This window comes from Christiangramia aestuarii (assembly GCF_009735585.1).
Lineage (GTDB): Bacteria > Bacteroidota > Bacteroidia > Flavobacteriales > Flavobacteriaceae > Christiangramia > Christiangramia aestuarii.
The window spans coordinates 1-378 of sequence record NZ_VJVW01000155.1 but is presented as its reverse complement, the minus strand read 5'-3'; the positions used below and the strand labels follow the sequence as shown (position 1 = coordinate 378).

Sequence of the window (378 nt, the reverse complement as noted above, 5' to 3'; positions counted from 1 at the left end):
CTTGGCGCATACGGAGCGGCGCCGCAAGCCCGTTTCGCGGAAAACACCATTGTCGACTGCGGTGCTAATCGCGCCGGCGTTTCTCCCTACCCTATCGCCAGAGGCCGCCGCAGAGCGGCCGCCGGCCCACTGCAATGGCCCGTGACCAACTTGCGTGATAGGTGAACGATGGAACCTGGCAGCTACCAACTGCCCATGAGCGTGCTCATGACCCCTGACAAGGCGAACTTCTCCGGCAACGTCCACGGCGGCGCGCTGCTCAAGCTCCTCGACGAAGTGGCCTTTGCCTGCGCCAAGCGCTACGCCGGACGCTACGTGGTGACCCTGTCGGTGGATCAGGTGATCTTCCGCGAGCCGATCCATGTCGGCGAACTGGTG

At 64.3% G+C, this 378-nt stretch carries 1 protein-coding gene; it reads left to right on the top strand.

Going from position 1 to position 378, the window contains the following annotated elements:
• Nucleotides 1–195: 195 nt before the first annotated feature.
• The coding region (locus tag FLP08_RS17340; RefSeq protein ID WP_279327005.1) for an acyl-CoA thioesterase at nucleotides 196–378 on the top strand (183 nt) is incomplete at its 3' end.